Annotated in this window: 17 protein-coding genes and 1 riboswitch; of the genes, 12 read left to right on the forward strand and 5 right to left on the reverse strand. The window is 72.6% G+C overall.

Annotated elements, in window-relative coordinates:
• The first annotated feature begins 61 nt into the window (after nucleotides 1–61).
• From H4W31_RS41115 to H4W31_RS41135, 5 genes are all read left to right on the forward strand, one after another.
• Nucleotides 62–301: an acyl carrier protein gene (locus H4W31_RS41115; protein WP_107261778.1), complete on the forward strand. Its 240-nt coding sequence runs from the start codon at nucleotides 62–64 to the stop codon at nucleotides 299–301.
• A gap of 2 nt (nucleotides 302–303) precedes the next feature.
• Nucleotides 304–1,530 (forward strand): beta-ketoacyl-ACP synthase II, encoded by a 1,227-nt coding sequence (fabF, locus tag H4W31_RS41120; RefSeq protein ID WP_192771520.1) that lies wholly within the window; start codon nucleotides 304–306, stop codon nucleotides 1,528–1,530.
• A 71-nt stretch (nucleotides 1,531–1,601) separates the two neighbouring features.
• Nucleotides 1,602–3,026, forward strand: a complete 1,425-nt coding sequence (locus H4W31_RS41125) for an acyl-CoA carboxylase subunit beta (protein WP_192771521.1) — start codon at nucleotides 1,602–1,604, stop codon at nucleotides 3,024–3,026.
• A 159-nt stretch (nucleotides 3,027–3,185) separates the two neighbouring features.
• Nucleotides 3,186–3,818: a methyltransferase domain-containing protein gene (locus H4W31_RS41130; RefSeq protein WP_192771522.1), complete on the forward strand. Its 633-nt coding sequence runs from the start codon at nucleotides 3,186–3,188 to the stop codon at nucleotides 3,816–3,818.
• A gap of 69 nt (nucleotides 3,819–3,887) precedes the next feature.
• Nucleotides 3,888–5,156 carry a D-arabinono-1,4-lactone oxidase gene (locus tag H4W31_RS41135; protein WP_192771523.1) on the forward strand — a complete coding sequence of 423 codons (1,269 nt, stop codon included), beginning with the start codon at nucleotides 3,888–3,890 and terminating at the stop codon, nucleotides 5,154–5,156.
• Nucleotides 5,157–5,190: 34 nt separating this feature from the next.
• Here the strand turns inward: H4W31_RS41135 and H4W31_RS41140 are convergent, their stop codons facing one another.
• The 4 genes from H4W31_RS41140 to H4W31_RS41155 all read right to left on the reverse strand — a co-directional run bounded on the left by H4W31_RS41140 (nucleotide 5,191) and on the right by H4W31_RS41155 (nucleotide 11,114).
• Entirely contained in the window at nucleotides 5,191–7,473 is a 2,283-nt protein-coding gene (locus H4W31_RS41140) for a hypothetical protein (protein ID WP_192771524.1), read from the reverse strand.
• A gap of 118 nt (nucleotides 7,474–7,591) precedes the next feature.
• Entirely contained in the window at nucleotides 7,592–8,632 is a 1,041-nt protein-coding gene (locus tag H4W31_RS41145) for a glycosyltransferase family 2 protein (protein WP_318783683.1), read from the reverse strand.
• Nucleotides 8,633–8,729: 97 nt separating this feature from the next.
• A complete protein-coding gene (locus tag H4W31_RS41150) occupies nucleotides 8,730–10,451 on the reverse strand; it encodes a glycoside hydrolase family 3 protein (RefSeq protein ID WP_192771525.1) in 1,722 nt (573 codons plus the stop codon).
• Between the two features lie 171 nt (nucleotides 10,452–10,622).
• Nucleotides 10,623–11,114 carry a DUF3145 domain-containing protein gene (locus H4W31_RS41155; RefSeq protein WP_192771526.1) on the reverse strand — a complete coding sequence of 164 codons (492 nt, stop codon included), beginning with the start codon at nucleotides 11,112–11,114 and terminating at the stop codon, nucleotides 10,623–10,625.
• Between the two features lie 348 nt (nucleotides 11,115–11,462).
• Here H4W31_RS41155 and H4W31_RS41160 point away from each other — a divergent pair, with 348 nt between their 5' ends.
• The 3 genes from H4W31_RS41160 (at nucleotide 11,463) to H4W31_RS41170 (ending at nucleotide 15,455) form a co-directional block, all read left to right on the forward strand.
• Nucleotides 11,463–11,792 (forward strand): hypothetical protein, encoded by a 330-nt coding sequence (locus H4W31_RS41160; protein ID WP_192771527.1) that lies wholly within the window; start codon nucleotides 11,463–11,465, stop codon nucleotides 11,790–11,792.
• 320 nt (nucleotides 11,793–12,112) lie between these two features.
• Nucleotides 12,113–13,117 (forward strand): alpha/beta fold hydrolase, encoded by a 1,005-nt coding sequence (locus H4W31_RS41165; protein ID WP_192772798.1) that lies wholly within the window; start codon nucleotides 12,113–12,115, stop codon nucleotides 13,115–13,117.
• A 226-nt stretch (nucleotides 13,118–13,343) separates the two neighbouring features.
• Nucleotides 13,344–15,455 (forward strand): HelD family protein, encoded by a 2,112-nt coding sequence (locus H4W31_RS41170; protein WP_192771528.1) that lies wholly within the window; start codon nucleotides 13,344–13,346, stop codon nucleotides 15,453–15,455.
• Nucleotides 15,456–15,510: 55 nt separating this feature from the next.
• Here the strand turns inward: H4W31_RS41170 and H4W31_RS41175 are convergent, their stop codons facing one another.
• Nucleotides 15,511–16,464, reverse strand: a complete 954-nt coding sequence (locus H4W31_RS41175; RefSeq protein ID WP_192771529.1) for an SMP-30/gluconolactonase/LRE family protein — start codon at nucleotides 16,462–16,464, stop codon at nucleotides 15,511–15,513.
• A gap of 218 nt (nucleotides 16,465–16,682) precedes the next feature.
• Between H4W31_RS41175 and H4W31_RS41180 the strand changes: the two genes are divergently transcribed.
• From H4W31_RS41180 to H4W31_RS41195, 4 genes are all read left to right on the forward strand, one after another.
• Complete coding sequence (locus H4W31_RS41180; protein ID WP_192771530.1) at nucleotides 16,683–16,838, forward strand: hypothetical protein; 156 nt, start codon at nucleotides 16,683–16,685, stop codon at nucleotides 16,836–16,838.
• Nucleotides 16,835–19,375, forward strand: coding sequence for an ABC transporter permease (locus tag H4W31_RS41185; protein WP_192771531.1), 2,541 nt, complete (start codon nucleotides 16,835–16,837; stop codon nucleotides 19,373–19,375). Before H4W31_RS41180 ends, H4W31_RS41185 begins: the two co-directional genes overlap by 4 nt.
• Nucleotides 19,376–19,525: 150 nt before the next feature.
• On the forward strand, nucleotides 19,526–20,440 hold the full coding sequence (locus H4W31_RS41190) for a cation diffusion facilitator family transporter (protein WP_192771532.1): 915 nt from the start codon (nucleotides 19,526–19,528) through the stop codon (nucleotides 20,438–20,440).
• Between the two features lie 187 nt (nucleotides 20,441–20,627).
• A riboswitch (cyclic di-AMP (ydaO/yuaA leader) is annotated at nucleotides 20,628–20,756 on the forward strand.
• A 4-nt stretch (nucleotides 20,757–20,760) separates the two neighbouring features.
• A complete protein-coding gene (locus tag H4W31_RS41195) occupies nucleotides 20,761–21,864 on the forward strand; it encodes a coiled-coil domain-containing protein (RefSeq protein WP_404825674.1) in 1,104 nt (367 codons plus the stop codon).
• Nucleotides 21,865–21,932: the final 68 nt, after the last annotated feature.

Raw genomic sequence — 21,932 nt, forward strand, 5'->3', positions numbered from 1 at the left:
ACCGGCCGTGGCGGACCGTTCCGCCACCGCAACATCCATCCATGGAGAGGAAACAACCGCAATGACCCGTGACGAGATCACCGCCGGACTCGCCGAGATCCTTGAAGAGGTCGCCGGCGTGAGCCCGGACGACGTGGCCGAGGAGAAGTCGTTCACCGACGACCTTGACGTCGACTCGCTCTCCATGGTCGAGGTCGTGGTGGCCGCCGAGGAGAAGTTCGGCGTCAAGATCCCGGACAACGACGTACAGAACCTCAAGACCGTTGGCGACGCCGTCGCCTACATCGAGGCGCAGTCCTGATCATGAGTCGCCCTGACGTTGTCGTCACCGGGCTCGGCGCGACGACCCCGCTCGGCGGGGACGTCGCGTCGACCTGGGAGGCCATGTTGGCCGGTCGCTCCGGGGTGGGTCCGCTCACCCAGGAGTGGGCCGGGCAACTCCCGGTACGGATCGCCGCCGAACTCGCGGTCGAACCGACCGAGAGACTCGACCGGGTCAAGCTGCGGCGGCTCGACCGGTCGGAGGCGATCGCACTGATCGCCGCGCACGAAGCCTGGGCGGATTCCGGGCTGGCCGACTCACCACCGGAGCCGGAGCGGATCGCGGTGAGCGTCGGCTCCGGTATCGGCGGCGCCCAGACCCTGCTCGCCCAGGACGACATCCTGGAGGCGTCCGGCCCACGGCGGGTCTCCCCGCACACGGTGCCGATGCTGATGCCGAACGGACCGGCCGCCTGGGTCGGGCTGGAACTGGGGGCGCAGGCCGGGGTCCACTCGGTGGCCAGTGCCTGCGCCACCGGCGCCGAGGCGATCGCACTCGGGCTGGACCTGATCCGCTCCGGCCGGGCCGACGTGGTGCTGGCCGGCGGCACCGAGGCGGTCATCCACCCGCTGCCGATCGCCGGGTTCGCGTCCATGCGGGCGATGTCGACCCGCAACGACGACCCGGAACGGGCCTCCCGCCCGTGGGACAAGGGGCGCGACGGTTTCGTCCTCGGCGAGGGCGCCGGCGCGGTCGTGCTGGAGCGGGCCGACCACGCCGCCGCGCGCGGTGCCCGGGTGTACGCCCGGCTGGCCGGCGCCGCACTCACCTCCGACGGCTACGACATCGTGCAGCCGCATCCGGAGGGCCGGGGCGTGATCCGGGCGATCAACATGGCGATCGCCGACGCGGGCATCTCCCGCTCGGACATCGTGCACGTCAACGCCCACGCGACGTCCACCCCGGTGGGCGACCTCGCGGAGATCACCGCGCTCCGGACCGCGCTGGGCAACCATCCGGTGCTGACCGCGACCAAGTCGATGACCGGACACCTGCTCGGCGCGGCCGGTGCACTGGAGTCCATCGCCACTATCCTGGCCATTCGGGATTCGGTGATTCCGCCGACGATCAACCTCGACGATCCCGACGATGCCCTCGACCTGGACGTGGCCGTACACAAGCCGCGGCACATGGAGGTACCCGCAGCGCTGAACAACGGATTCGGATTCGGTGGCCACAACGCCGTTCTCGTCTTCGCGCGGGTGTGACGCCCGTCTGACACACGATCGGCGTGCCCCCTGCCCGCGTCACCCGGCCGGCAACTGATTTGGAGGCTTCCGTGACCACCACGTCCGTGAACCCTGATTCGTCCACCGTCGACCACCGTGATCCGGAGTTGCGGCTCCGGTCGCTGTTCGACGCCGGTTCGCTACGGCTGGCGACCCAGCGGGACGACTCCGGGGTGCTGTGGGCCCGGGGTGAGGTGGAGGGCACGCCGACGATCGCGTACGTCACCGACGCCACGATCATGGGTGGCGCGATGGGGGCGCTGGGCTGCCAGCACATCGTCGACGCGATCGACACCGCGGTCCGGGAGCGGGTGCCGGTGCTCGGGCTGTGGCACTGCGGCGGCGCCCGGCTGGCCGAGGGCGTGGTCTCGCTGGACGCCGTCGGCCAGGTCTTCGCGGCGATGGTGCGCGCCTCCGGGCGGGTACCGCAGATCTCCGTGGTGCTCGGCCCGGCCGCCGGTGGTGCCGCCTACGGGCCGGCGCTGACCGACATCGTGATCATGAGCGGCGCCGGCCGGATCTTCGTCACCGGTCCGGAGGTCGTCCGCAGCGTGACCGGCGAGCAGGTCGACATGGAACGCCTCGGCGGCCCCGAGCCGCACGGCCGGCGCTCCGGCGTGGTGCACGTGACCACCAAGGACGAGGCGTCGGCCGTCCACGAGGCACGCCGGCTCGCCGAACTGCTGGGCCGGCAGGGTCGGCTCAGCCCGGCGGACATTCCGGCCGAGGCCTCGGCCGGGCAGGACATGGCCGCGCTGATGCCGGCCGAGACCAACCGGGCGTACGACGTCAAGCCGGTGGTCAAGGCGCTGCTGGACGCCCCCGGGGTGGAACTGCACGCCAAGTGGGCGCCGAACATCGTCACCACCCTGGGCCGGTTCGCCGGCCGTACGGTCGGGGTGATCGCCAACAACCCGCTGCGGCTGGGCGGCTGCCTCGACGCGTCGAGCGCGGAGAAGGCGGCCCGGTTCGTCCGGATGTGCGACTCGCTCGGCGTACCGCTGGTCGTGCTGGTCGACGTGCCCGGTTACCTGCCCGGGCTGGGCCAGGAGTGGGACGGCGTGGTCCGGCGCGGCGCCAAGCTGCTGCACGCCTTCGCCGAGGCCGTGGTGCCCCGGGTGACGCTGGTGACCCGCAAGGCGTACGGCGGCGCGTACATCGCGATGAACTCCCGCTCGCTGGGTGCCACCGCCGTGTTCGCCTGGCCGAACGCCGAGGTCGCCGTCATGGGCGCCTCCGCCGCGGTGCAGATCCTGCACCGCAAGAGGCTGGCCGCCGCACCGCACGAGGAGCGCGACGCGCTGCGCGAGCGGCTCATCGAGGAGCAGACCCGGGTGGCCGGCGGGGTCAACCGGGCGCTGGAGATCGGTGTGGTCGACGACGTGATCACGCCCGGGAAGACCCGCCGCCGGATCGCCGAGGCGCTCGCGGCGGCTCCGGCCGCCCGGGGCGCGCACGGCAACATCCCGCTGTAACGAGTCGGTACGACGGCCCGGCCCCGATCCCGGAGCCGGCCGCGACCGTGCCCCGAACCGGGTACGCCCCGATGGTAGGTTTCGTCGGTCGAGTCCCGCCCCGCCCGACGGGCGCGACGGGAGTCGGTTTCCGGGACGGGTAGCCGAGGAGAGACGCAGTTGTTGACAGCGATCAAGGGTCTGCTCGGGCACGAGGCGCTGTACGTCGCCCTGCAGAAGGGCCTCGGCGCGGACCGGCTCCGCTACCGGTGCCTGGACGAGCTCGGGCTCACCGACGGCGACACGGTCATCGACGTCGGCTGCGGCCCGGCCTACTACTTCGGGCGCCTGCCCCGGGTCCGCTACTACGGCTTCGACACCTCGGAGAAGTACATCGCGCACGCCCGTAAGCGCTGGGGCAGCGACCAGGCGGAGTTCCGCTGCGAGGTCTTCGGCGAGCAGCACCTGGCGGAGATCCCCCCGGTCAACGCGATCCTGCTGCTCGGCCTGCTGCACCACCTCTCCGACGCCGACTCCCGGCACCTGTTGCAGGTGTCGGCCCGGGCCCTCGTCCCCGGCGGCCGGGTGATCGCCGTCGACCCCACCCTGGTACCGGGCCAGCATCCGGTCTCCCGGTGGATGTCGAAGAACGACCGTGGCGAGTACGTCCGGGAGCCGGAGGCGTTCGTCGCGCTCGGCCGGGAGTCGTTCGACGACGTCGACGGCGAGGTCGTCGACGACGCCACCCGGATCCCGACGAGCCACTGGATGATGCGGATGCGGACTCCGGTGTTCGCCCGGGACGGCTCGTAGCCGTACCGCCGGAACGGCGATCGATCGACCACCCCTCGAACGCGTCAGACACCCCCGAAGAGGTTGACGATGACTGGACCGATCACCAACTGGGCCGGCAACGTCGACTTCGGCGCCAGCCGGCTGCACCGGCCCGGGTCCGTGGCCGAGCTCCAGTCCCTTGTAGCCGGTAGCGACCGGGTACGGGCCCTCGGCACGGCACACTCCTTCAACCGGATCGCCGACACCACCGGTGATCTCGTCTCGCTCGCCGCCCTGCCGCCCACCGTCGAGATCGACACCGGACGGGCCAGCGTGAGCGTCGCCGCCGGCATCCGGTACGGCGAACTGGTCGAGCGGCTGCACCGGGCCGGTTTCGCGCTGCACAACCTCGGGTCGCTGCCGCACATCTCGGTGGCCGGCGCCTGCGCCACCGCCACCCACGGCTCGGGTGAGGGCAACGGCAACCTGGCCACCGCCGTCTCCGGGCTGGAGCTGGTCACCGCCGACGGCGACCTGGTGACGCTGCGCCGGGACTCGGGCGGCGACAACTTCCTCGGCCACGTGGTCGGGCTCGGCGCGCTCGGCGTGGTCACCCGGCTCACCCTCGATCTCGTCCCGGCGTTCGACATCGAGCAGTACGTCTACGACGACCTGCCCCGCGAGCAACTCGACGGGCACCACGCGGAGATTCTCGGCGGCGACTACAGCGTCAGCCTCTTCACCGACTGGGCCGGCCCGCACGTCAACCAGGTGTGGCGCAAGCGCCGGGTGAGCGGCGCCGGCGACTGGAACGCTCCGGCCCGCTGGTTCGACGCCACCCTGGCCACCGAGGCCCGGCACCCCGTACCGGGGATGTCGGCGGTGCACTGCACCCAGCAGCTCGGCGTACCCGGGCCCTGGCACGCCCGGCTGCCGCACTTCCGGCTGGAGTTCACCCCGAGCAGCGGCGAGGAACTCCAGACCGAGTACTTCGTGCCGCGCCGGGACCTGGTCGCGGCGCTCACCGCGCTGGACGGCATCCGGGACCGGATCGCCGCCGTCCTGCAGATCTCGGAGATCCGCACGATCGCCGCCGACGAGCTGTGGCTGAGCCCGGCCTACCGGCGCGACAGCGTGGCGCTGCACTTCACCTGGGTCAAGGACACCGAGGCGGTGCTGCCGGTGCTGGCGGCGATCGAGGAGCGGCTGGCTCCGCTCGCCCCCCGCCCGCACTGGGGCAAGCTCTTCGTCACCCCACCCGAGGTGCTGCGCGACCGGTACGACCGGCACGCCGACTTCGTCGCGCTGATGGGCCGGTACGACCCGACCGGCAAGTTCCGCAACGAGATGCTGGACCGCTACTTCCCCGCCGGGTAGCCCCGCCCGGCCCTCGGCCCGGAGTACGGCCGGCTCAGGAAAGCTGGTAGACCGCCATCCGGCCGTTGTCGAAGCCCAGTCGGGCGAGTCGGCGCAGCTCCGGAGACTCCGGCCCGACCGACCGGTCCACCACCAGCCACCGTACGGCGTACCGGTCCCGCAGCTCGCGCAGTCCGGCCTCGGTCGGTGCGGTGATCGCCGCGTCGTTGCGCCGCAACAGGTCCTGGTCCCAGAACGGGGTGTACGCCCCCAGCGCCGCCACCCGGGGCGCGAAGCCCCAGCCCTCGACCAGTACCCGGCGTTCGGCGTACGCGCTGAGCCAGAACGAGCGCGAGTCGCACCAGCCGTTGACCACCGCCAGGCAGTGCACGTTGGTCGCCAGCACGTCACCCGGAGCGCTGTGTTCCCGGGTCCAGCGGGCCGCGTCGATCCGGGACTTCGGCAGCGGTATCACCGCGTACGCCCCGCCGTTCGGTGACCGGGCCGACTTCTGCATGTCCATCACCAGGCCGGGCGCCCCGACCACCAGTACGGCGGTGAGCAGGGCGATCGCGCCCCGGCCCCGGAGCGCCGCGATGCCCTGACTCGCCGGCAGCCAGACCCCGACGGCGAGCACCCCGATCACGGCCAGGCTGCCGGCCCACCAGAGCAGTGGCCGGAGCCAGTCCGACGGCGCTCCGGCCGGGGCCGGGTCGGCGTACCGGAGTTGGATCGCGACCAGGACGACGGCCAGGACGAGTGCGAACAGGCCCAGCACCGTCCGGGAGCGCCGGGTCAGCTCGGCCCGCTCGGCGAGCAGCACGTACCCCCAGGCCGACAGCACCACCGCGAAGGTGAAACCGGCCCGGGTGAAGTACTGGTTGGCGCCACCGGGCTGCTCCAGCAGGAGGAAGAACGCCGGGCCGGCCAGCGTGCCGCCGAGCAGGAACCACTGCACCGGTTCCAGCCGGCCCCGGCGCAGCCACAGCAGCGGGCCGACGCCCACCACCCGGAGCTGCATGTTGACCAGGAAGGCGGCGCAGACGGCCGCCACCGCCAACGGGCCGGTCCAACCCAGCCCGTCCGGCGACAGGGTCCAGTACGGCGCCAGGCTGGCGAACGGGTCGACCTCGATGCCGTACGCCTTGAAGCGGTAGAGCACCGCCGTGGCGAAGAGTTGGGCGGCTGCGGCGGTCAGTCCCGCCCCGACCACCGCCCACGGGATCCGACGCGTCCGGATCAGCATCGCCAGCGCGGTGACCGCCAGCGCCACCCCCACCACCGGCAGCGAGCTGGCCTTCGCACCGCTGGACGCGAACATCAGCAGTGGTACGAGGACGAACACGCCCCGGCCGATCGGGGCGACCGGTCGGTCGGGGCGACGGTCGACCAGATCGGCCAGTACGGCGATCAACGCGATCAGCAGCACCCAGCTGTAGATCATCGACATGCCGTGCCAGATCACGAACGACGCCTGGGTGCCGAACGGCATCGTCACCGGGTCGGTGAAGTTGGTCTCGCCGACGACGAAGAACAGCGCGGCGGCGATCGCCCCGACGTACGGCCGGCCGCTGACCCGCCAGCCCAGTACCGCCGTCAGCACGATCGCGGCGGCGCACAGGGCCGGGATGGTCAGCCGCAGCGCCACCACCGGCAGGTCGATGTGCCCGATCAGGCTGGTCGCCGCCATGTGCACGTACCCGAACCAGTGGTAGTCGAGCGGCTCCTGCGCGACCTGGGGTACGTGGATCGGGAACTGGTGCTTCGCCTCACCGGCCAGCGAGAGCTGGTAGGCGAGGTCGAGGTACTGGAGGGTGCCGTCCGAGGTGGGCAGGACGGGGTTGCGTTCCAGGAAGGTGATCGACAGGTAGGTGGTGAAGAACGCCACCGCGCCGACGACGGACCACGACCAGCCGACCGGGGTGGGACGGTAGCCGTCGACCCGCCAGTGCCGGCGCAGTTTCGGTACGGCGACGAAGACCGCCACGATCGCCGCCGGCCAGGTCCATAACCAACCACCGAGGCCGAGTACGGCGTAGCCGGCCCAGGCGGGCAGTTCGAGCACCAGCCCGACGGCGGCGCCCATCGCCACGTCCTCGACCAGGGTGTGCGGCTGTCGGCGCAGGGCCCGGTAGACCAGGGTGCCCGGCAGGATCAGCGCCAGCAGGACGTACCCCGCGTAGCGGACGAGGTCGAGCGGCGAGGTGTCGGCCGCCAGCAGCACCACGACGAAGTAGCCGACCCCCACCACGAGCGGCGACCAGCGGCGCAGTGCGCTGGCCGGGGCCGACGTCGTGGGAAGGGAGGAGTCCGCCACCGCCGGAGCGGTAACACTCACCGGCCGAAACCTTCCGTTCGCGACTGCGGGGCTCGCAAAACCGGCTCACTCCTCGCGCTCACCATGCCAGCTTCCGTTCGCGACTGCGGGGCTCGCAAAACCGGCTCACTCCTCGCGCTCACCGAACCGACCTCGTGGCGCCGTTGCGGGCGGCCGGTGCTGCCGCCGCGCTCGGCGGAAGCGGCTCAGCGAGGTCGGCATCCGGCGCCGGCTGCTCGACCAGGTCTGCGGTGTCCGAGCCGACGAAGTAGCTGGGCCGGCCCTGCACGGCGGTGTAGATCCGGGCGATGTACTCGCCGAGCAGCCCCAGGCAGAGCAGCTGGACCGCACCGAGGAACAGCACCGCCACGTAGAGCGAGGCCCAGCCGGTGACGGTGGAGTCGCGGAAGTAGGCGATGATCGCCAGCACCAGCATCACGGTGCACAGCAGCATGCCGCCGGCGCCGAGCCAGGTCGCCAGCCGCAGCGGCGCCCCGGAGAAGCTGGTGATGCTGTCGGTGGCCAGCCGGACCATCCGGGACAGCGAGTACTTCGTACTGCCCGCCGCGCGCTGATCGCGGACGTAACGCACCTCGCCGCTGGGGAAGCCGAGCCACGGCACCACCAGCCGGAGCACCGGACGACGCTCGGGCAACTCGCGCAGCGCCTCGACCGTCGCCCGGCTGAGCAGTCGGAAGTCGCCGGCCTGGGCCGGAACGGTGTTGCCGACCAGTCGGCGTACCAGGCGGTAGTAGAGGCCGGCCGTCGACCGTTTGAACGCGGTGTCGGTGGACCGGTCGGCGCGTACCCCGTAGACGATGTCCAGGGTCTCGTCGCGGGCCAGTCGCAACATGTCGACCAGGACCTCCGGCGGATCCTGGAGATCGGCGTCGATGCTGGCGACGTAACCGCCCCGGGCCCGGAACAGGCCGGCGGTCAACGCCGCCTGGTGTCCGCTGTTGCGCCGGAGCCGGATGACCCGCAGTTGTGGCCAGCCGCGCCGCAGTCCGGTCAGGACGATCGGGGTCGCGTCGGTGCTTCCGTCGTCGACGGCGACCACCTCGTACGGCTCGCCGAGCCCGTCCAGCACCGGACGCAGCCGCTCGACCAGTAACGGAAGGACGCTCTCCTCGTTGAACATCGGCACGACCACGGACAGGGCCGGTTCCCGGCTCGTCACAGTCCGTACACCCCCGTCCGATGGATCTGCCGACAGCCGAACGCTACCAGCAGCCCGGGTGACCGATCTCACCAGCGCCGCAACCGGGCGTGACGCCTCAGCCGGCCGGACAACTCGATCGCGGAAGGCCGGTGACCTGCACCGGAGACCTTCCGGTCGGCTTGGCCCGCCCGGCGAGTACGTCCGCCAGCGCGGAGATCGACACCGCCGTCGACGAGTACGTCGCCAGCAGCACCGGCGACTTCGCCCGGCCGAGCAGGTACGGCGTGTCCATCCCCACCGTGACGGCGGCGTCGGCCCGCAGGTCGCCGGCACCGTCGTTGTAGCCGACCAGGTGCACCACCTTGCCGCCGGACGGGACCACCTTGACCCCCGCCGCCCGCAGGGCCTTGATCAGCCGGTCCCGGCTGGTCCCCCGGCCGTCCGCCGCGGTCACGGTCAGCGGCCCGGCCACCGGCGCCGCGCCGCACTTGCCCCGCAGCATCGTGATCGACGCGGTGGCCGCGCGCCGGGCGGCCTCCTGGTGGCCGGCGCTGTTCAGCGTGCTCATCTCCGGCCGGGGCCGGTCGGCCAGCCGGAACTTCAGCGTCAGCACCCGGGTCACCGCCTCCACCAGCCGGGCCCGGGGCAGCGAGCCGTCGCGCAGCGCGGCCAGCACCCCGTCGTACGCCTCGGTCACGTTCGGCGACATCAGCACCAGGTCGTTGCCGGCGTTGAGCGCCCGCACGGCGGTCTGGCCGGGCGGCTGCTCGGCGACCGCTGCCATGTCCATCGCGTCCGTGACCAGCACGCCGGTGAAGCCGAGTTCGGTGCGGAGCACGTCGGTGAGGAGCTTGCGGGAGAAGGTGGCCGGTACCCCGGGGTCCACCGCCCGGACGTCGAGGTGTCCCGCCATCACCAGCCAGGCCCCGGCGCCGATCCCGGCGGCGAACGGCGGCAGGGCGGAGGCGTCGAGCTGCTTGCGGTCCTGGGTGACCACCGGCAGGCCCTTGTGCGAGTCGGCGGCGGTCTGGCCGTGCCCCGGGAAGTGCTTGAGGGTGGCCGCGACGCCCGCCCCCTGTAGGCCGCGTACGGCGGCGCCGACCTGGTTCGACGCCGCCTTCGGGTCCGAGCCGTACGACCGGGAGCCGATCACCTTGCTGTTCGCGCCGAGGACGTCGGCGCTCGGCGCGAAGTCGACGTTCACCCCGAGGGCGGCGAGTTCGGTGCCGGCGCTCCGCCAGGCCGCCTCGGTTAGCGCGGGATCGCCGGCCGCGCCGAGGGCCATCGCGCTCGGCAGGTTGGTGACCCCCTCGGAGATCCGGGTGACCACGCCGAACTCCTGGTCGATCCCGATCAGCGCCGGTACGGCACCGACCGGCAGCTTGCCGGCCGCGGCCTGGAGGCCGGAGGTCAGCTCGCGTACCTGCGTCGGGTTGTCGACGTTGGTGGTCGGCTGGTTGCCGCCCGTGGGGTCGTCGGCGGAGAAGCCGACCAGGATCAACCCGCCCAGCCGGTACTTGGCGATCATCTGGGCCGGGGTCTCCACTCCGGCGAGCCTCTTGTTGCCGGCCGCCGACCCGGCGGACACCTCGCTGGCCGAGTTGCCGTAGGCGTACGGCATCAGCACCTGGCCCACCAGGTCCTCGTCGGCGAGGGTGCCGACCAGCTGGGCGGCTCGGACGCCCGGGTCGGGTGGCGCGGTCGGGCCGGTGCTGGACGGCGACGACGGCGCGGGGGTGGCTGTCCCCTCCCGGTCGGGCGTACCGGCACAGCCGGAGACGATCAACAAGGAGAGAACGGCGAGCACGGCCGGAGCGCGCCGGAGGGGAGTCGACACGCCCGCTATCCCATCAGCCCGCCCCTGGCCGGGCAACTTGACCGTGGTCCGGCCAGCCGCACCGACCCGCTCGGCCGGTGCCGTGACCCGCTCGGCCGGGGACGTAGACGCGCCGACCGGACCCGCGGCGGCGGTGATGGCCGCCGCAGGCGAACCCGACCGGCCCGGAACTCAGCCGACCCGGGTGAGCAGGGTGATCGGCGCACCGTCCCCCGCGTACCGGTAGGGCTCCAACTCGGCGTCCCAGGCCGTACCCATCGCCTTGTCGAGGGCGTGCGCGAGGGCCTCCGGCGCCCGCGCGGACTCCATGATCGAGCGGAGTCGGTCCTCGCCGAGCTGGATGTCGCCGGCCGCCCCGGCGGTGGCACGGAAGAGCCCTCGACCGGGCACGTACATGAACCGCTCGCCGTCGACGCCGGGACTCGGTTCCTCGGTCACCTCGAAGCGGATCATGGGCCACTGTCTCAGGGCAGCGGCCAGTTCCGCGCCGGTCCCTGGCCGGCCGGTCCACCCACATTCCGCTCGACGGGCGGCCGGATCGACCGGCTGGCCCGTCCAGTGCAGGTTGACCGGCGCGGTAAGGACGCGCGCGATCGCCCACTCGACGTGCTGGCACACGGCGAGTGGGGTCGAGTGGACGTATACGACGCCACGCGTTGGCACGGTGACCTCCCGGAGAGCGAGGTGCGTCTTCCCCTACGACCTCGCCTCACCGAACGAGCCTCACCGAACGATGCTGGAACACATGATGACGGTTGTGACGGATGGTACGCCAGGGATTCACGAAACTGCCCCGGGGGAATAGCCGTACCGGTGAGGGTAGTTGGACCCCATGTCAGCGGCGGTAGCCGACCGGTCATCACCGCTGTCGTGTAAAATTTGCCCGGCGGCGTCTGCCGCTCAAGTTCGGCCAGTACCCAAGCCGGGCGGCGCAGTACTTTCCGGCGGCCTGCCGCCGGCTGTCCCCTCGGACTTTCCCGTCCTCCCGTACGTCATTCAAGGAGTACCGCCGTGGCGAGCAACACGTCCAAGACCGCGCGCGCATCCGTCCGCGCCGGCCAGGCCGGTCAGGGTGGCGCCCTGAGCGTGCTCGGTGAGTTCAAGTACCTGATTCCGCTCAATGGCGGCAAGCACGCCTACGTGCGGAACCTGACCAACGGCAAGACCTCGCACCTGAGCACGAACTCCGAGGCGTTCGTCGAGGAGATCCGGGTGCTGGCCGGTGCCGGTCACGCCATCAAGATCCGCGCGGAGCTGAACAACCTGGCCGCCGCGTACCCGGGTGACGGTTGGGACAGCACCGAGAAGCGGCTGGTCGAGGCCGGCGTCTTCGGGGCCTGAGTCCGCGAACGCACCACCGACACATCCGTAACGCCCCGGCACCGGTTCACCGGCGCCGGGGCGTTACTGCGTGCCGGCCCGGTTCAACCGGCGACCGGGAGCTTCCCGCCGGCCCGGCCGGCCCCGCATTCCCCCCACAAGGGGCGGGTCGGGGACGGGGTCGGGAGGATTCACCGCGCGGCGGTGCGGGTATCCCACGATCGGCGACGTGTTCCGGCACGCGGAAAGCCGACAGAACCACCCCGCCCGCCGGAACGTCGCATCGGGCAGGATAGTTACCCGTGGGTACGGCTTACCCCCGGCGCGACGCGGAGGTGACCATGCCCGACCCCGGCTCGGTACGGCTGGCGGACGGCGTCCGGCTACGTGTGCACACGTACGGTCCGGACACCGCCGACCTGACGGTCCTGCTGCTGCACGGCTGGACCCTGGACGGGCGTACCTGGCACCGCCAGGTGACCGCGCTGCAGGAGACGTTCGGCACGGCGGTACGCGTGGTCACCTACGACGCGCGCGGACACGGCAGGTCCGGTCCGGCCACCCTGCATTCGGCCACGCTGGCGCAACTCGGCGACGACCTGGCCGAGGTGATCGCCGAGGTGGCCCCGACCGGCCCGATCGTGCTGGCCGGCCACTCGATGGGCGGGATGACCGTGATGGAGTACGCCCACCGGCACCCCGGGGACTTCGCCCGTCGGATCGCCGGCCTGCTCTTCGTCTCCACCACCGCCGAGGGCCACACCCACACCGGGTACGGCCTGCCGGGGCCGGTCGCCCGGCTGCTCCGGATCGCCGAACTGGCCGGCGCCGGACTCCTGGCCCGGTGTGGCGGCTGGCGGACTCCGCTGCCACTGCTCTACGCGCTCCGCCCGCCCCTGCGCTGGCTGCTCTTCGGCGACGCCTGTGAACCGGCCGACATCCGGCTCACCACCTCGGCGGTGGCCCGCGCCTCACTGGTCTCGATCGGCGGGTTCCGGCCGTCCATCGGCGCCCAGAGCCGGCTGGCGACCCTCGCCGAGCTGGGCGACCTACCGGCGGCGGCACTGGTCGGCGACCGGGACCGACTCACCCCACCGCCCTGCGCGGTGTCGATCGCCGAGGCGTTGCCGTCGGCGGAGCTGACGGTCTGTCCGGGCGCCGGTCACATGCTGATGCTGGAACGCGCCGACGAGGTCACCACCGCGCTGCTCTCGGTGACCACGCGGGCGATGTCGCGGCCCAAGGTGGTCCGGAAGGCGACGGCGCGGGCCGGGGTACGGGGCGGAAGGTCGATCGTGAAACAGCCGCGACGCCGGGGAGACCGCCACGGCGCAGCGTGTACGTGAGTTCCGGCAGCCCGCCCGTCGGCGACCACGACGACGAACGCGCCCGTCGTCACACCCCGGGCGGCCCTCGTCACACCGGTGACGTCGCGCGGATCAGGCGCGGCGGAGCCGGGGCGAGCGGGCACGGCGTACCCTCGCTTCCTGGCAATTACGCGGCACCCGAGCGGCCGGACCGATGGTCCCGGACGACGGTGTGGCCAGATATCGATCTCCGGGAGCACTCGCGTTGACCGACCACACCACGCTGCGGCAGGAGATCGAAGCCGAACAGCGCCATCTCGATCGGGTCTACGCCCGGCTGGCGCAGCTACGGCGGTCCGCCGAGTTGGCCGAGAAGGACGGCTACCAGTTGGCCCGGGTGGGCAACTTCGGCGCGCTGGTCGAACGTGACGCGATGGTCTTCCACGCCGCCCGGCGCCGGCACACCCTCGACGCGGAACACGAGGGCCTGGTCTTCGGCCGGTTGGACCTCCGATCCGGCCAGGTGCTGCACATCGGCCGGCTCGGCGTACGCGGCGAGCACGCCGAACCACTCGTGATCGACTGGCGGGCCCCGGCCGCCGCCGCCTTCTACCAGGCCACCGCGGCGGACCCGCGCGACGTCGTACGGCGTCGGGTCATCTCGTCCAGCGGCGAGCGGGTGACCCGGATCGAGGACGACCTGCTCGACCCGGCGGCGGCGCCGGAGGGGATGCGGGTGGTCGGCGACGGCGCCCTGCTCGCGACGTTGTCCCGGACCACCGGCCGCGGAATGCGGGACATCGTCGCCACCATCCAACGGGAGCAGGACGAGGCGATCCGCTCCCCCGCCGGCGGGGTGACCATGGTGTCCGGCGGACCGGGCACCGGCAAGACGGCGGTGGCCCTGCACCGGGCCGCCTATCTGCTCTACTCCGACCGCAACCGGTTCGCCGGCGGCGGCGTACTGGTGGTGGGTCCGTCCGCGGTCTTCGTCGAGTACATCGCCTCGGTGCTCCCCTCGCTGGGCGAGAACGCCGCGACCCTGCAATCGCTGGGCTCGCTGTTCGAGGGGGTGACCGCGACCCGTACCGACCCGACGGCGGTCGCCGCGATCAAGGGGTCGCTGCGGATGCGCCGGGTGCTGGAGCGGGCGGCCCGGGACCAGGTCCCGGACGCGCCCGGCGAACTGCGGCTGCTGTACCGGGGCGAGTTGCTCCGGCTCACCACCGCCGAGCTGGAGACGATCCGGACCCGGGCACTACCGCCGGGCGCCCGGCGCAACGAGGTACGCCGGGCCGGCTTCGACGGGATCTTCAACGCGCTCTGGGCCCAGGTGCAGCGGCTGCGGGTCGGCCGACTGCCCGACCAGCGGACCTTCGAGGACGAGATCGCCGAACGGTCCGACTTCCGGGACTTCCTCCGGGCCTGGTGGCCCCGGCTGCATCCCCGGCACGTGCTGGCCTGGCTGGCCCGGCCGGAGCGGCTGCGCCGGTACACCAACGGCCTGCTGTCGAACGCCGAGTCCCGGCTGCTCGCCGAGGCGTACCGCACGCTGGACGGCGACACGTTCAGCGTCGGCGACGTGGCCCTGCTCGACGAGCTCGACAACCTGCTCGGCCGGCCCGCGCGGCCGGCCCGGCGCAGGCGCGACCCGTACCAGCTCGTCGGCGGGGTCCGCGAGGTGACCACGTACGCGGACCGGCAGCGGGCCGCCCGGCGCGACGCCGAGCGGCCGGCGGACTACCGCGAGTACGCCCACGTGGTGGTCGACGAGTCCCAGGACGTCTCGCCGATGCAGTGGCGGATGCTCGGCCGTCGGGGCCGGCTGGCCTCCTGGACGGTGGTCGGCGACCCGGCCCAGACCGCCTGGACGGGCGACCCGGCCGAACTGTCCCGGGCCCGGAACAAGGCCCTGGGCCGGCGACCCCGGCACGATTTCACCCTCTCCACCAACTACCGCAACTCGGCCGAGATCTTCGCGGTGGCGGCGCGGGCGATCCGCGAGGTCTACCCCGACCTGCCGCTGCCGGTGGCGGTCCGGAGCACCGGGGTGCAGCCGGTGGAGCTGACGGTCCCGGCGGCGGACCTGCCCGGGGCGGTCCGCGAGGCGACCACGAAACTCCTGGCCGAGGTCGAGGGCACGGTCGGGGTGATCGCGCCGGTGCCGCGCCTGGCCGAGGTCGCGAGCTGGCTCGCCGACGCCGCCGACCCGCGACTCCAGGTGGTCGACGCCATGCAGGCCAAGGGCATGGAGTACGACGGCGTCGTGCTGGTCGGGCCGGACCAGATCCGCGCCGATTCGGCGGCCGGGGTACGCACGCTCTACGTCGCCCTCTCCCGGGCCACCCAACGCCTCACCACCGTCGACTGGAGGTAAGGAAGGGCCCCTTGTTATCGCTTTTTGTAGAAGAAGGGGCCCTTCCTAACCACCCTCAGGGGCGGGGAACCGCCACCGCCGTGTACGGCGTGCTCGGGGTCGGTGTGGTGGTGAACCGGGCGTTCGGCAGGTAGAGCCGCTTGCCGTACGCCGCCACCGTCGTCGGTACGTCGAATCCGGCGTCGGTCACCCGTTCGACCACCCGGCCGCTGTCACCGGACCGGTCCAGCCGGAGCACCGCGAGGGTGTTCAGCCGGTTCTGCACCACGTAGAGGGTCCGCCCGTCGAGCAGCAGGCCGTCCCCGTTGGGCAGCAGTTCCGCACCGAGGTCGACGGTCCGGGTCACCCCGGTCGCCGGGTCGACCCGGAACAGCAGGCCGGTGCCGGACTGCACGATCACCAGGGCCCTGCCGTCCGGGGTCCGGGCGATCCCGTTGGCGTTGATTCCGGTGCCGTAGACGATGTCGCCGGTCAGCGGGACCCGGACCACTCCGTCGGCGCCCGGCAGGGCACCGTGCCGGCCCAGTGGCACCCGGTAGAGCACCGGGTTGGTCGAGTCGGTGAACCAGGCCGCGTCCGGGGTGAGCACGACGTCGTTGACGAAGCTCGGCTGGTCGGTGAACCGGTAGCTGGCCAGCAGCCGTCCGGTCCGGGTGTCGATCACCCGGCCGTCCCCGCCGGACCCACCGGCGACGAAGAGCCGGCCCCGACCGTCGACCTTCATGCCCAGGGACGGGGTGCCCGGCCCAGTGTTGATCACCTTTCCCTGGCCGGTGAACAGGTTGGCCTGGTAGATCGCCCCGGTTGCCCGGGATCCGAAGTACGCGTACGGCAGCGCGCCGATCGCGATTCCCTCCGGTTGGAAGCCGGCGGGCAGGTCGATGGTCGATGGTCCGAGCGGGGTACGGCCGCCCGCGCTGGCCGGCGCGGCGGCGGTGCTGGCCACCAGCGTGGCGACCAGGGACAGGGTGGCGGCGACCAGGACGGGGATACGTCGGCGGCGACGCATTGATAGCTCCCTTCACGGCCCGGTCCGGGCCCCGCGCCGCAGGCCGGACCGGCGGGTCGCCTCTCGGCCGGCCCGACCCGGTCCACGCCTCGCGACCCGAGACCACCGGGCATCGACGAGTGTCACCTGGAACAGGTTCCGATAATGCCAGGTGTCGAGCTGTCCGCATCTCGACATCTCGATCGCCTCGGCGGCCCGGTCCCGGTGACACTGGCCGGATGCGGCCCGAGCCCGGTGACACCCGCCCGTCCCGGCCCGAGCCCGCGCACACCCGCCCGTCCCGGCCCGAGCCCGAGCCCACCGACAGTTGCGTGGTGCCGCTCGCCGGACCGGTCGGCGCGCCGCTCCCCCGCCCGGTTCCGGCGCCGGGATGAACCGGCCGCTGCTCCGCCTTGCCCTGGCCAATCTGCGTGCCCACGCCGTACGGCTCGCGCTGACCGGTTTCGCGGTGGTGGTGGCGGTCGGTTTCCTGGCCGGCACGCTCGTCTATGGCGACACCGCCCGCGCGGCGTTCTACGGCGACCTGGCCCGCTCGGCCCGGAACGTGGACGTCGTGGTGGAGCCGGAGGCCGGGCTGGTTACCCCGACAACGGTCGAGCGGATCCGTGCCGTGGACGGGGTGGCGGCGGTGGACGGGCGGGTGATCGCGTGGCTCGGCGTACTGGACCGGAACGGTCGGCTGATCGAGAGCCAGGAGCACATCGGGTACGCCCTGTCGGTGCCCGGCGTCGCCGCGCTGGCCCCGTATGACCTGGCGGGCGGGCGGCTGCCCCGGGTGCCGGGCGAGATCGCTGTGGACCGCGCGACGGTGGCCGGCGCGGGATTCGTACCCGAGGGGCCGGTGACCGTGCTGGACCAGGCCGGCACCCCGCACCGGATGCGGCTGGTCGGCGTACTCGATCTCGGGGTGAACCGGCTCTTCGGCGGGTCGGCGGTCGCGGCGTTGAGCCCCGCCGATCTGGAGACGTTGACCGGCACCACCGACTACGCCCAGGTGGTCGTCAGCGCGACCGACGGCACCGATCCGGCCGAGCTGCGGGACCGGGTGGCCGCCGTGCTGGGTCCCGGTCAGCAGGCCCTGACCGGGGCCGGGCTGCGGGACCGGCTCGCCCGGCAGGCCGCGAAGTACGTCGACGGGTTCCTCGCGGTGCTGCTCGGCTTCGGCCTGGTCTCGCTGACCGTCTCGGCGTTCGTGATCTACAACACCTTCGCCATGCTGGGTGCGCAGCGCGCCCGGGAGCTGAGCCTGCTGCGCTGTGTGGGCGCGTCCCGGCGGCAGGTGGCCGGTGCCGTACTCCTGGAGGCGAGCCTGCTCGGGCTGCTGGCCTCGATCGGTGGCCTGCTGGCGAGCCTGGTGGTCGGGTACGGCCTGATCCGGGGTCGGGAACTGGTGGCCTCGGACATCCCGCTGCACGCGCCGGTGGTCCGCTGGCCGACGGTGGCGGTGGCGCTGGGCTTCGGCACCCTGGTGGCGGTGCTGGCCGCGCTGGTGCCGGCGCTGGATGCCAGTCGGGTGCCGCCGCTGGCCGCGCTGCTGGCCCGGGACAGCACCGAGGCGGGCGCCGGACCCGGGCGGCGGAGGCGGCTGCGGATCGCGCTCGCCGGCACGCTGACCGGAGTGGGCCTGCTCGCCGTCGGAACCGGACTGCCGCTGGCCTTTCCGGGTCTGCCGCTGGTGCTCGGCGGCGGCATGGTCGTCTTCCTCGGCGCGGTGGTCGCGGCGCCGCTGCTGGTCCCCCGGGCGGTCCGGCTGGTCGGTTGGCTGCCGGCCCGGATCTTCGGCCCGGCGGTACGGCTGGCCGTCGCCAACGCCCGACGCAATCCGCGCCGGGCTGCCGCGACGACGTCGGCGCTGACCATCGGGGTGGCGCTGATGGCGATGTTCAGCGTGCTGCTGGCGACCGCCCGGGACCAGGCCGGCCGCGAGCTGACCGAGAACTTCCCGGTGGAGTTCGTGCTCGACCGGGTCCGGACCGACGGCGCCCCCTCGGCGGTACGCGGACCGCTGCCGGCCGGACTGGCGTCCCGGCTGCGGGCGGATCCGGCGTTCGCCACGGTCGCCGAGGTACGCCGGGCCACCGCTCCGCTGGACGCCGGGATCCGGATCTGGGCGGTCCCGCCGGAGCAGTTCCGTGGCCCGATCCGCCCCGAGGTGACCGCCGGCAGCCTGGCCGGGCTGGGTCCGGGGACGGTGGCGCTGAACCGGCAGTTCGCCCAGGAGCGCGGCCTGCGGATCGGCGACCGGCTGACCCTGGCCCCGTCCGGCCCGCTGACCGTGGTCGCGCTCTACGACGACGCGCCCACCGACGGTGCCGCCCTGGTCTCCTGGCCACAGTTCCTCGCCACGTACGGCGTCGGGGAGCCGGACCGGCTCCTCGTCGACCTGGCGCCCGGGGTGTCGACGGCGGCCGGCCGGCAGGTGATCGACACGGTGCTGGTCGACTATCCGGCGGTCCGGGTCCGTGGCCTCGCCGACCAGACGGACGCGCTGTCGGCGACCCTCGACGAACTGCTGGGCATCTTCGCGGCCCTGCTCGGCATGTCGGTGCTGATCGCGGTGCTGGGGATCGGCAACACCCTCGCGCTGTCGGTGTTCGAACGTCGCCGGGAGTCGGCCACCGTCCGGGCGCTGGGACTGTCCCGCCGACAACTGGTGGGCATGCTGCTGACCGAGGCGGCACTGGTCGCGGCGGTCGGGACGCTGTCCGGCACCGTCCTGGGGGCCGGCCTCGGCGTGGCGGCGGCGGTGGGCCTGATCGACAGCTACGGGCACGGGCTGCCGGCCGTACCGATCGGCCAGCTCGCCCTCTGCGCGGCGCTGGCGGCCACGGCGGCGGTCCTGGCCAGCCTGCTGCCGGCCCGGCGCGCCGGGCGGGCACCGATCGTTCCCGCCCTCGCCGACGACGGATGACGGGCCGTGGCGCGACGGAGGCGACGCAGGACGGGCGCCGAGGGGTACGGAGCGGCCCACTTCCTATCGTTTTCTGGATAGGAGGGCTCCCCGACCAACCCGGGCCCGGCAGTATCGGAGCGGGGCGGGCCGAGTGAGGAAGGGACGCGGGTGGGGGCAGGTCATGACCACGGGGGGCAGCTGACCCGCGCCTCGGAGCGGCACCTGGGGCGGTTGTGGGGTGCCTTCGCGCTCCTCGCCGCCCTGATGGTCGTCGAGGCGGCCGCCGCGCTGGTCACCGGGTCGCTGGCACTGCTCTCCGACGCAGGACACATGTTCACCGACGTACTCGGGATCGGGATGGCCCTGGCCGCGATCACGGCGGGGCGACGGGCCGTCGGCGACCCGCAGCGGACCTTCGGTCTCTACCGCCTGGAGGTACTGGCGGCGCTGGCCAACGCGGTACTGCTGTTCGGGGTGGCCCTCTACGTGCTGGTCGAGGCGGTACGACGGTTCGGCGACCCGCCCGAGGTGGCGGCCGGCCCGATGCTGGTGGTGGCGACGCTCGGACTGCTGGCCAACCTGGCGGCGTTCTGGCTGCTCCGGGCGGGGGCGCGGGAGAGCATCAACCTGCGCGGCGCCTACCTGGAGGTCCTCGGCGACCTGCTCAACTCGGCCGGCGTGATCGTCGCCGCCGTTGTGATCATCTTTACCGGCTGGCGCTGGGCCGACCCGATCGTGGCGCTGGCCGTCGGGCTGTTCATCCTGCCCCGCACCTGGCGTCTGGGCCGCAGCGCGGTACGCATCCTGGTGCAGGCCGCTCCGGAGCACCTCGACGTCGGCGCGGTCCGGACCCGGCTCTCCGACCTGCCCGGCGTCTGCGACGTACACGACCTGCACGTCTGGACCCTCACCTCCGGCATGGAGGTCGCCTCGGCGCACCTCACCCTGGACACCGGTGCGGAGGTCGCCGCCGTGCTCGCCGCGGCCCGTTCGGCGCTGCACGAGGACTTCCACATCTCGCACGCCACGCTCCAGGTCGAGCCGAGGACCGCGGCCGGCGGGTGTGGTCCCACGGACTGGTAGCCAGCGAGGCTCACCGATGGTTAGCCGCATCTTAAGTTTCGGCGTGTCACCGGTCGAATTTGTCCGGTTACATCCGTCCGAAACAGGAGAATTGGGGATCCAACCCCGAACACCGCCCGTGTCCCCGGGTGGCAACTGCCGGTAGGCTCGGCCCCGGTCTTCGCTAGGTGGCACCCTCCGGTGCCTGCGGGGGCCGTCGCCTAATCGCCACGCGCGAGCCGGGGAACCACGTACCAGGGGTGTATCCGCGTCAGCGGTAGGGATCTTCCGTCCCGAACCCGTCAGCTAACCCGGTCGGCGGCTGACGGAAGGAAGCTGTCATGCCGTTCCTGGCACCCACCCGAACGTCTCCGACCTTCGTCTGGCGCGCCCCGACATCCGCCCGGAAGGCGGTAGCACGGCTCGCCGCCGTGGCAACCACGATGCTCACCCTGGGCGCGCTCGTCGCGACCCTGGGCGCCACACCCGGGTACGCAGCACCCGGCCCACTGGCCCAGGCACCCAGCAGCAGTGAAGACGAGGGAGGCAGCGACAGCCTGCGCGAGCAGCTCCAGACGGCGAGCAAGGGCTACGTCACCGCCAAGAACAAGTTGGACAACTCCGTCAAACGACAGAAGGAACTGACCACCCGGCTCGGGACGCTGCGTACCGAGGTGACGACCCGGAGCGAACGGGTCGCCCAGTTGGCCGGGATGGCGTACCGGACCGGTCGACTGGGACAGGTATCCGCCCTGCTCAGCAGCGGTTCCCCGACCAGCCTGGTGGACCGGGCCGCCGCCCTCGACACGATCTCGGCGAACGAGAGCCGCGAGCTGCGCGGCCTGCGGGACAGCGTCGAGGAGGAGAGCCGGGCGAAGGAGGCACTCGACCAGGAGGTCCGCGAGCAGCGCAAGCAGGTCGAGGTGATGGAGACCCGCAAGAAGCAGGCCGAGAAGGCGCTCGCGGCGGCCAACAGCGGCGGATCCAGCTCCGGGATCAGCGGCAGCGGCTCGGCGTCGGCCAGGCCGGCGCCACGCAACTCCGACGGTTCCTTCCCGGACGAGTCGTGCAGCCTCAACGATCCGACCACCAGCGGGTGCATCACGGCCCGGACGCTGCACGCGCTGAACCAGGCCAAGGCGGCCGGCTTCACCCGCTTCGTCTCCTGCTTCCGCAGTGGCGGCAGCGGCGAGCACCCCAAGGGGCAGGCCTGCGACTTCGCCGCCCAGAAGGGTGGATTCGGCGGGGTGGCGACCGGCGGCGACCGGACGTACGGCAACAACCTGGCGGCGTACTTCGTGCGGAACGCCGACCGGCTCGGCGTGCTGTACGTGATCTGGTTCAAGCAGATCTGGCTGCCGAGCAGCGGTTGGAAGACCTACAACGGCGGTAACGGCGATCCGTCCAGCGACCACACGAACCACGTGCACCTGTCGATGAACTGAAAGCCGTCCGTCGGCACCGCCCGCCACCCCTGGGCGGTGCCGACGGGCCCGTTCGGCGTCCGTCACCC

It is taken from the genome of Plantactinospora soyae, from assembly GCF_014874095.1.
Classification (GTDB): Bacteria; Actinomycetota; Actinomycetes; order Mycobacteriales; family Micromonosporaceae; genus Plantactinospora; species Plantactinospora soyae.